We start from the raw sequence: 8,793 nt of genomic DNA, 5'->3' as shown, positions 1-8,793 counted from the left end.
TGCAGCAGTCGTTGAGGGCGGTTTCCAGGCTGACGGGCTCGTAGATGTCGGGGTCGGTTTGGCCGCGTGCGGCGGCGTACACCGGTTGGCGGCGGACTCGGACACGGCGGGCTCGGGCCGGACGGGCTCGGGCCTCGCTCGATCGGACTCAGACACCGGTGCCACTCCACAGCTGGTTCATCCGGACGACCATGACGGCGACGGCCACCCCGGCGATGACGATCACGCCGGACCCCCACCGGGTGCGCTCCAGCAGCCCCCATCCGGCGCCCGCCGCCGGGACGAGCAGCGACCCGAGCAGGTAGCCGACGAAGGTGGCGGTGCCGTCCGGCCCCTCGCCACCGCCGAGCTTGACGAACGCGACGGCGACCTGCGCGATCAGCAGCGCCTCCAGGACGCCGAGCCCGATCAGGTGCCCGAGGTCCATCGCCCGGTTGCGCAGCGCCGTCACCAGCGCGTAGGCGGCGGTCAGCAGCGCCACCACGATGATCGCGGTGCCCAGGACGTCGGTCACGGCAACGAGAGTACTACCGGCTGTAGAGCAGAGCCGCATCGCGCCGGACCCGCAGTGCGGGAGGGACGGGACATCCGCGCGGGCATGGCAGCATGGCGGGCGTGAGAGCGCTGCAGTGGCTGAACCTGACCCGGCACGGTGAGAGCACCGGCAACCTCGCCTACCAGGCGGTGCTCGGCACCGACGCCGAGGATGCCGGCATCACCGAACGCGACGCCGACATCCCGCTGTCGGAGACCGGCCGCGCCCAGGCGGCGACGCTCGGCCGCCGGCTCGCCGCGCTGCCGGCGGACGAGCGCCCGACGCACGTCATCGCCTCCCCCTACCTGCGCACCGTCGACACCGCGAAGATCGCGCTCGCGCAGACCTCCTACGCCGCCCCGCAGGACCCGGACGGCCTCGTCCCGCGGGTGGACGAGCGGCTCCGCGACCGCGAGCAGGGCGTCCTGCAGGGCCTCACCGCCCGCGGCGTCGAGCGCCGGTTCCCCGGCGAGGCGGCCCGGCTGCGCCAGCTCGGCAAGTTCTACCACCGCCCGCCCGGCGGCGAGTCGTGGGCCGACCTCGCGCTGCGCCTGCGCAGCTTCTACCGCGACCTGGAGGCCGACGCCCCCGGCGGCCGCGTCCTCGTCGTCACCCACGACGCGATCATCGTCATGACCCGCTACCTGGTCGAGGACCTCACCGAGAAGGACGTGATGGAGATCGAGCGGAAGCCGATCGCCAACGCATCGCTCACCCGGTGGCGCAGCGACGGCTCCGGCCTCCGCGCCGTCTGCTACAACGACTGCTCCCACCTCACCGACGTCGGCGCCCCCACTCCCTGACACCCGCCACACCCCTCGAGCCCCACCCTCCTGGCGCCCGCCGCGCCCTTTTGGGGCCGCCACGCCGCCGGAACCGCCACGCCCTCCGCGGCCCGCTAGGGCTCGCCGTTCAGCAGGCGGTCGCTGCGGGAGGCGACGGTGGCGCGCCGCGGATCGCCCGCCGGCAGGACCGCGCGGAGCCGTTCGAGCGCCTCCAGGTCGGTGCGGCCCGGCTCGGTCTGCGCGTAGGTCCACAGCGCGTCGGCGCCGCCCCGGTCGAGGGCCTGCCGCCGCACCCGCACCGCCAGCTCGTCGCGCTCCGCGCGGATCGCGGGCGCGTCCGAACGGGGCAGCAGCTCGCCCCCGTACAGCCGCACCGCGGCGGCGACGTCGCCCTCCTCCAGCAGCCGCCGGACGGTGAGGAAGTCGGCCTCGACCGCGCAGCCGAGCCGGTAGGGGCGGGCGCGGACGATGTCGCCGAACTGCTGGCGGAGCCGGTGGATCTCGGGGCGGACGGTCGCGGGGCTGCCGTCGTCGCCGTACAGGTACAGCGACAGCCGGTCGCCGCTCAGCCCGCGCGGGTGCAGGGCGAGCAGCGCGAGGATCTCGGCGTGCCGCAGCGTCAGGTCGAACCGCCGGCCGTCCAGCAGCGCGTGCGGCTGCCCGCCGCCGAGCAGCGACAGCGCGAGCAGCGGCCCGTCCCCGGCGGCCGGCGGCGCCGCCGCCTCCGCCGCCCCCGCGACGGGCAGCACGCGCGCCCCGACCCGGTCGGCGAGCCGCAGCAGGAACGCCTCGCCGAGCGGCTCGGCGACGGCGACCCGGCCGTCCGGCAGCGGCACCGTCCCGCCGGGCTCGGGCGCCGGCACCCGCAGGCCCCGCAGCCCGGCCGCGCCCGCCGCGAGGATCCGGCCGGTGGCGGTGACCAGCAGGCCCGCCTCGCCGAGCCCGCGCAGGTGCGGCAGCAGCCGCTCGCGCAGCCGCTCGTCCCGCACCAGCATCTCGTTCTCCAGCCGGGACTCGGCCAGCCGCGCGGTGGCGGCGACGAGCGCGACCGTCGCCGGATGCAGCGCCGCCACCGTCGCGCTGACGTCGACGCAGCCGACGACCCGCGCCGAGTCGGGGTCGATGATCGGCGCGCCGGCGCACGACCAGCGGTGCAGGACGTGCGCGACGTGCTCGTCGGCGTACACGTACTCGGCCCGGCCCGCGGCGAGGGCGGTGCCGATCCCGTTGGTGCCGACGGCGTCCTCCGCCCAGCGGAACCCCTCGGCCAGCCCGATCGCCTCGGCGGCGCGGCGGACGGCCGGCGGGCCCTGCGCCCACAGCACGTGCCCGTCCGCGTCGGTGATCGCCATCAGGTGCTCGGTCTCGTCGGCGACCCGGCGCAGCAGCGCCTCCAGCAGCGGCAGGTGCGGCCGCAGCGGATGGGCGCCGCGGGCGTCGGCGAGGGAGTCCCGGTCGAACGCCAGCGGGGCCGCCTCGACGGCGCCGTCGACGCCGGCGGCCCGGGAGCGCCGCCACGACGCGGAGATGGACGGACGTACGACCACCGGATCGCGAACCACCACCAGTCCCCTTCCCCCGGAGAACCTCGGCCGGTCCGAGGATCGGCCCATCCGCGGGTTCCGTGCAACCGATTCGGCGAATCCCGCACGGCCGGATCAGGACACGGACCGTGATCGAGCGGTCGCAACGTGCATGCAACGTGCGGGCCCGTAGCGTTGCCGGCGGCTGGGAGACGAAGGGCCATCCTGTGGGTCCCGCCGCCTCGTCGCGCGTCCGGGGGGAATGCGCGCGGGGCGGCGGGCAAGGCCCCAGCGGGCACGGGGGGCTCCCGGCCTCACGGGGAGGACGAACACCGCAATGCTCTGCCTGACCTGCCACCGTGTCCGACCGGCGCTCAGCCCGGCGGACTACACCGCCGAGCGCGCCTCGCTCATCGTCCGCCGGGGCCTGTGCGCCTGCAGCCCGCCGCCGCAGCCGCGGACGGGGCGCCCGCCGGCCGTCCGAAAACGGGCGCGCTCGCAGAAATAAACCTCTGGGTTCACAAAATGTTCACGGCCGGTTCGCCTAGAGTTTAAGGAGAATCCACCCGACCGGCCCCCCTGGAGGGAGCGCCATGACCGTGATCCCGGGTCTCGTCCGCCGCGCCGCCGCCGAGGCGGAGCGCCATCTGCGCGAGGGCATGGGCCTTCTCGTCAGGGTGGGACGAGATCTGGAACGGTCTGCGGAGCTGGGCCGGCTGCTGCCGTCCTACCTCGAACGCGTGGCGAGTCTAGAGCAGGCCGTCCGCGACCAGGACGCCGAGCTGCGCACGATCCGCACCGAGCTGGACTCCCTCGTCGGGCAGCTCAACGACCGGCTGCTGCCGCGCATCGACGAGCGGATGGACGACACCGAGCGCGACCTCGCCGCCGTCGCCACCAGCCTCATCCGCACCGGCCGCGACACCGCCGGGAACCGCACCCGGCTGGAGACCGCCGAGCGGCGCATCGGCGACCTGCGCACCAAGGTCGCCCAGCTGGAGCAGCGGACCGGGCTGTGGCGCGACCTGCAGTCCACCGTGGCCAGGTTCGGCGACGACCTCGACGCCATGCGCGCCCGGATGGCGCTGCGCGCCGCCGAGCCCCCGGCCGACGCCGCGCCCGCCCCGGTGCAGAACATCACCGATCGCCCGGCCTAGAAGGCGCCCGGCCCACAAGGCGGCGGGCCCAGAAGGCGGCGGGCCCAGAAGGCGGCGGGGAAGCGGCGGGGCGAGGATCCGCCGGCGTCCCCGAGAATGGACGCATGACTCACCCGCCCGAGAACCGTCCCGCCGCCGTGCGCGGATTCGCCAGCGACAACCAGGCGAGCGTCCACCCGGAGATCCTCGCCGCACTCGCCGAGGTCAACGGCGGGCACCAGCCCGCCTACGGCGACGACGCGGTCACGGGCCGGCTCCGCGACGTCGTCCGGCGGCACTTCGGCGACCGCGCCGAGGTCTTCCCGGTGTTCAACGGGACCGGCGCGAACGTGGTGTCGCTGCAGGCGATGTCGGAGCGGTGGAGTTCGGTCGTGTGCCCCGAGTCCGCGCACATCAACACCGACGAGTGCGGCGCCGCCGAGAAGATCGCCGGGCTGAAGCTGGTCACCGTGCCGGCCGCCGACGGCAAGCTGACCCCCGGCCTCGTCGCCGCGCACGCGACGGGGTTCGGCAACGTCCAGCGGCGGCGGCCCGCCGTCGTGTCGATTACCCAGAGCACCGAGCTGGGCACCGTCTACACGGCGGCGGAGACCGCGGCGGTCGCGGCGGCGGCGCACGAGCGCGGCCTGACCGTGCACATGGACGGTGCCCGCATCGCCAACGCGGCCGCGTCCCTCGGCGTCCCGCTGCGCGCCCTCACCACCGACGCGGGCGTGGACGTCCTGTCGTTCGGCGGCACCAAGAACGGGCTGCTGCTCGGCGAGGCGGTCGTCGTGCTGAACCCGGACGCGGTCCGCGGGCTGGACTACCTGCGCAAGTCGAGCATGCAGCTCGCGTCCAAGATGCGGTACGTGTCGGCCCAGCTCGTCGCCCTGCTGGACGGCGACCTGTGGCTGCGCAACGCCTCCCGCGCCAACGCGATGGCCGCCCGCCTGGAGTCCGCCGCCCGCGCGGTGCCCGGCGTGGAGATCACCCAGGCCGTGCAGGCGAACACCGTCTTCGCGCGGATCCCCGCGGACGTCACCGACCGGCTGCGCAAGCGGTTCCCCTTCTACACCTGGGACGAGGCGACCAGCGAGGTCCGCTGGGTCTGCTCGTTCGACACGACCGAAGCGGACGTGGACGCCTTCGCCACCGCGCTCTCGTCCGAGATGTCCGGCTGACCGGCGGTTTCATCCCGATCATCGGGAGCGCCCTGACCGCGCGGTACCCGGCGGGTTATCGTGTCACCGAACAGCATTCGGTAACAGGAGGCGAGCCCGATGGCCAACCGCACCTTCGTCGTCGGCGTGGGCATGACCAAGTTCGAGAAGCCCGGCTCCCGCGACTGGGACTACCCGGACATGGCCAAGGAGGCCGTCGGCAACGCCCTGCAGGACGCCGGCATCGGCTACGACAAGGTCGAGATGGCCTACGCGGGCTCGATGTACGGGTCGATGGGCCAGCGTGCCCTCTACGAGACCGGCATGACCGGCATCCCCGTCATGACCGTCATGAACGCGTGCGCGACCGGCTCCAGCGCACTGTTCCTCGCCCGGCAGGCCGTCCGCGGCGGCCTCGCCGACTGCGCCCTCGCGCTCGGCATGGAGAAGATGAAGAAGGGCTCCCTCGGCGCCGGCGTCGGCGAGTCCAAGGTCACCATCATCGACCACCACCTGCGCTCCATGACCGCGGGCCGCGAGTGGGAGCTGGACAAGGCGCCCATGCCGCAGATGTTCGGCAACGCCGGCCGCGAGCACATGGAGAAGTACGGCTCCACCCCCGACCACTACGCCTGGATCGGCTGGAAGAACCACAAGCACTCGGTCAACAACCCCTACGCGCAGTTCCAGACCGAGTACTCGCTCGACGACGTCAAGAACGCCACGATGATCTTCGACCCGCTGACCAAGCTGCAGTGCTCCCCCACCTCCGACGGGGCCGGCGCCGCGGTCGTCGTCAGCGAGCGGTTCCTGGACGAGCACGACCTGTGGGACCAGGCCGTCGAGATCGCCGGCCACTACATCGCCACCGACACCCCGCAGAGCTTCGAGGACCACTCCTCCATCCAGGTCGTCGGCTTCGGCGTCTCCCAGCTCGCCGCCCGCAAGGCCATGGACGAGGCCCAGGTCTCCATCGAGGACGTCGACGTCGTCGAGCTCCACGACTGCTTCAGCGCCAACGAGCTCATCACCTACGAGGCGCTCGGCATGGCGGAGGTCGGCGAGGGCCACAAGCTCATCGACGACCAGGCCACCACCTACGGCGGCAAGTGGGTCGTCAACCCGTCCGGCGGCCTGATCTCCAAGGGCCACCCCCTCGGCGCCACCGGCCTCGCCCAGTGCGCCGAACTCACCTGGCAGCTCCGCGGCAAGGCCGACAAGCGCCAGGTGGAAGGCGCCCGCGTCGCCCTCCAGCACAACATCGGCCTAGGCAGCGCCTGCGCCGTAGCCGTCTACAAGCCGGCTGTATAGGCCCAGGGGGGCGCCCCCCTGGAACCCCCGTCACGACGCAGGCGACCCTCACACCGCCGTTGCGATCCGTCGTGCCCGTGCCGACGTGCGCGGCGTTACTGCGGTCGCCTGCGTCGCCGGGCATGCCCGCTTGTGCGGCAAGATCACGTTTGGGTGTGTGGACGTGTGACAAATGTTGACTCTTGTCTCATGGCGGTCTTAGGCTGGTGGCACGTGCCACTGGTGTGGAGGTGCTATGCCCGCCTCGTCCCTGCCTCGCGCTCCGTCGTCCCGGACGGTGGCGCGTGCGCCGCTGGTGCCCGGGACGCTGCTGTGGCGGTACGCCGGTGATCTGCGGTCGCTGCTGCCCGGGGCGGCGGCCGGGCTGATGCAGCTCATGCATCCGGGCATCGGCGCCGGGGTCGGGGAGCACTCCGCGTTCTTCGACGCGCCGTTCGACCGGATCCACCGGTCCGTCCCGCAGATCTGGGCGACGATCCTCGCGCCGGACGGGGTCACGCGCGCCCGCGGCATCCGCGACCTGCACCGCGGCATCGGCGGCACGGACGAGCACGGCAGGCGCTACCACGCGCTCGAACCCGAGACGTTCTGGTGGGCGCACGCCACCTTCACGTGGGAGATCTTCAAGGCCGCCGAGACGTTCCACCCCGGCACGCTCAGCGCCGAGGACCACGAGCAGATGTACGCCGAGACCGTCACCTGGTACTCCCGGTACGGCGTCAGCATGCGGCCCGTCCCCGCCGACTACGCGGCCTTCCAGTCCAAGTTCTGGCATGTCTGCGCGAAGACGCTCGAGCTCACGCCCGCCGCCGCGCGGGCCCTGGAGATCGCCAGGCACGGCTCCGGCAGCATCACGATCCTGCCCGTCGGCGGCCCGCGCCTCGACCGCGCCGGACGCCTGGTCATCGAGCGCCCGCTGCGGCTCATCACGTTCGGCTGCCTGCCGCCGCTCGTCCGGGAGCGGTTCGACGTCCCCTGGTCGCCGCTCGACCAGGCCCGGTTCGCCGCGCTGGCGATGGCCAACCGGCAGGGCTACCGCATGATGCCCGGCGGCTTCAACCACTGGGCGCTGCGCAGCATGCTCCGCTACATCGGCGCCCAGACCCGCCAGGACCGGTACCAGCCGGCCGCGTGAGGATCACACGGCGGCCACCGCGCGGGGGCGCAGCTCCTCGCACGCGGTGAGGACCCGGTGGACGTCGCCGTCGGTCAGCCCGGCGTGCGCGGAGAGGCGGACCAGCGTCCGGCCCACCGACGCCGCCGGCGGGAACAGCGCCGCGCTGAAGATGTCGCGGCCGACCAGCGCGTCCCGCATCAGGGTCGCCTCGGACTCCGAGCCCGCCTCCAGCGCGATGATCGGCGTGTCGGACTCGACCAGCCGGTAGCCGAGGCCGGACAGCCCCTCCCGCAGCCGGGCCGTGACCGCGCGGAGCCGGCCGCGCCGCCAACCCTCCTTGCGGACCACCTTCAGCGCGGCCGCCAGGCCCGCGACGTCGTGCGGCAGCAGCGTCGAGCTGAACACCGCGGGAAGCGCGGTGTGGCTGAAGTAGTCGGCGAAGCCGGGACGGTCGCAGGCGATCAGGCCGGCGCGCCCCGGCAGGGCCTTCGCCAGGCTCGCCGTGCGGAAGTCGACGCGGCCGGTGAGCCCCAGCGCGGCGACGAGGCCCTCGCCGCGCTCCCCGTGCGTGCCGAGCGAATGCGACTCGTCCACCATCAGCAGGCAGCCGTGCGCCGCCGCGACCTCGGCGAGGTCGGCCAGCGGGGCCACCGAGCCGTCGGTGCTGTAGACGGCGTCGACGGCGATCACGCCGGAGCCGCCCACCTCGATCCGGCGGCGCAGGTGGTCGAGGTCGTTGTGGCGGAAGTAGGCCAGCTCCGCGCCCGCCGCCCGCGCCCCCTCCCACAGCGACATGTGCGCGAGGACGTCCAGGTAGACGGGCACGTCCGGGCCGGCGACCACCTGCAGGAGCCCGGTGTTGGCCGCCCAGCCCGACGGGCACAGCACCCCGGCCCGCGCGCCCAGGTGCCGGGCGAACCCCTCGCCGAGGACGATCTGCGGGTGGTCGTCGGGCAGGCAGGGCCCCGTCGCGGGCCCCTCCCGCAGGCTGGCGATCATGGCCTCGGTGATCGCCGGATGCTCGGCCAGCGCGAGGTAGTCGCTACAGGTCAGCACGATCGCCCGGTCGCCGGGAGCCTTGGCCGGCGCCGGGCGGCGCCCGCCCCGCGTCCCCCGGAACACCCTGATGCGTTCGCCCAGCCGCTGGTGAGCGCTGGTCATGGTCGTCACACTCCCCGGTCAAATGATTGTCACACCCTGTAGCGATATCTAATCATAGGGTG

Annotated in this window: 8 protein-coding genes; 5 read left to right on the top strand and 3 right to left on the bottom strand. The window is 73.7% G+C overall.

The genetic code is table 11. The features are described 5' to 3' along the window. Positions 1-148: 148 nt before the first annotated feature. Positions 149-514, bottom strand: a complete 366-nt coding sequence (locus ABZ806_RS44230) for a hypothetical protein (RefSeq protein ID WP_500225850.1) — start codon at positions 512-514, stop codon at positions 149-151. A gap of 92 nt (positions 515-606) precedes the next feature. Between ABZ806_RS44230 and ABZ806_RS44225 the strand changes: the two genes are divergently transcribed. Continuing rightward, on the top strand, positions 607-1,338 hold the full coding sequence (locus tag ABZ806_RS44225) for a histidine phosphatase family protein (RefSeq protein ID WP_500225848.1): 732 nt from the start codon (positions 607-609) through the stop codon (positions 1,336-1,338). A gap of 95 nt (positions 1,339-1,433) precedes the next feature. Here ABZ806_RS44225 and ABZ806_RS44220 read toward each other — a convergent pair whose 3' ends face one another. Beyond that, on the bottom strand, positions 1,434-2,885 hold the full coding sequence (locus ABZ806_RS44220) for a helix-turn-helix domain-containing protein (RefSeq protein WP_500225845.1): 1,452 nt from the start codon (positions 2,883-2,885) through the stop codon (positions 1,434-1,436). Positions 2,886-3,436: 551 nt separating this feature from the next. Here ABZ806_RS44220 and ABZ806_RS44215 point away from each other — a divergent pair. The 4 genes from ABZ806_RS44215 to ABZ806_RS44200 all read left to right on the top strand — a co-directional run bounded on the left by ABZ806_RS44215 (position 3,437) and on the right by ABZ806_RS44200 (position 7,588). Further along, positions 3,437-4,000 carry a hypothetical protein gene (locus ABZ806_RS44215; RefSeq protein ID WP_500225843.1) on the top strand — a complete coding sequence of 188 codons (564 nt, stop codon included), beginning with the start codon at positions 3,437-3,439 and terminating at the stop codon, positions 3,998-4,000. Between the two features lie 104 nt (positions 4,001-4,104). Then, positions 4,105-5,163, top strand: coding sequence for a threonine aldolase family protein (locus ABZ806_RS44210; RefSeq protein ID WP_500225841.1), 1,059 nt, complete (start codon positions 4,105-4,107; stop codon positions 5,161-5,163). Positions 5,164-5,262: 99 nt separating this feature from the next. Then, entirely contained in the window at positions 5,263-6,453 is a 1,191-nt protein-coding gene (locus tag ABZ806_RS44205; RefSeq protein ID WP_500225838.1) for a lipid-transfer protein, read from the top strand. 235 nt (positions 6,454-6,688) lie between these two features. Then, a complete protein-coding gene (locus ABZ806_RS44200; RefSeq protein ID WP_500225835.1) occupies positions 6,689-7,588 on the top strand; it encodes an oxygenase MpaB family protein in 900 nt (299 codons plus the stop codon). Between the two features lie 3 nt (positions 7,589-7,591). On the opposite strand, the gene ABZ806_RS44195 is transcribed toward ABZ806_RS44200, so the two are convergent. Beyond that, a complete protein-coding gene (locus ABZ806_RS44195; protein WP_500225833.1) occupies positions 7,592-8,731 on the bottom strand; it encodes an aminotransferase class I/II-fold pyridoxal phosphate-dependent enzyme in 1,140 nt (379 codons plus the stop codon). Positions 8,732-8,793: the final 62 nt, after the last annotated feature.

The sequence above is a fragment of the Spirillospora sp. NPDC047418 genome (assembly GCF_040643275.1).
Taxonomy (GTDB): Bacteria; Actinomycetota; Actinomycetes; order Streptosporangiales; family Streptosporangiaceae; genus Spirillospora.
Note: the sequence above shows the minus strand (reverse complement) of the source record. Positions and strands in the feature narration are given on the sequence as shown.